1 protein-coding gene and 1 pseudogene are annotated in these 994 nt (G+C 65.4%); both read right to left on the bottom strand.

Annotated features, from left to right (window positions below):
* Window positions 1-326: pseudogene (locus D472_RS0124370) on the bottom strand (oxygenase MpaB family protein); the annotation flags it as partial.
* A gap of 81 nt (window positions 327-407) precedes the next feature.
* On the bottom strand, window positions 408-994 hold a 587-nt coding region (locus tag D472_RS0124365), incomplete at its 5' end, for an oxygenase MpaB family protein (protein WP_017607034.1).

Below are 994 nucleotides of genomic sequence, written 5' to 3'. Positions count from 1 at the left end.
TCGTTGCTGATGTCGTAGGACCGGTGCATCTGGTTCATCCGACGCAGGGAGTCGCGGCCCTTACCGGGCTCGAACCCGTACCGCATCATGTTGCCCAGGATGAGCGCGGTGTCGTCGTAGCGTTTCTGCGTCTTTCCGGTGAACTCGTCGGTCTTGCCGAGCAGTTCACCGATGCTGGGCACCGCGTAGGTGCGGTACAGGGCGATGCCCAGGGCTCGACCCATGTCCCACGGGAACTCGTGTGAGTTCAGGATCTGGACGATGCGGACGCAGTCGGCCTCGGCGTCCAAGCGGTGGATCTCGTCTCGCCAGTCGAAACGCTTCATTCGCGGGGGTCCTTCAAGGGGAGTGGGGACGGGGCGGGGTGGGGTGAGGAACGAGGGAGGGATCCGGGGCGTCCCCGCTCCCTACCGCTGCTCAGGGGTGTTCGATCGGGGAGCGAGGGCCTGACCGGGGGCGGGGACCTTCGCGCCGGTGGCGGGGATCTCCTGCGTGAGCATGTCATGGGGTACCGGGCATCCCTGGGGGAAGGTACCGATGCGGGAGGGATCGTAACCATCGGGGTAGGTGCGGATATTGGGGCTCATCCGGGCCCAACGCGGCTCCGTGCGCGGCTTCATCCGGCGTACCACCTTGGCACGTGCCTTCATCGCCACGTCGCCGGCCTTGCGCCAAAAAGCCGATGGCTCCGGATAGCGGAACGCCTTGATCAGGCTGTCGTCCAACAGGGCCTTGGTGAAGGGGCGGACCAGGGGACGCTGCCAGGCCGGGTAGAAGTTCACCATCAACTCGAGGGTGGCGTCGGAGACCGCGCGTCCGCCCTCGGTGTAGGCGAAGTGTTCCTCCTCTTGGGAGTCCATGAGGTCACGGAACTCCTCGTAGGTCTGGGGGATGTCCTTGATCCCCATGTGCTTGCCGAGCTTGCGGTAGTAGTTCGTGCTCGCCGTGATCTCGTGGTCGGACAGGCGGCGCCAGCCGTAGCCGTAGTCGTTGA

This window comes from Nocardiopsis alkaliphila YIM 80379 (assembly GCF_000341005.1).
GTDB lineage: Bacteria > Actinomycetota > Actinomycetes > Streptosporangiales > Streptosporangiaceae > Nocardiopsis > Nocardiopsis alkaliphila.
Note: the sequence above shows the minus strand (reverse complement) of the source record. Positions and strands in the feature narration are given on the sequence as shown.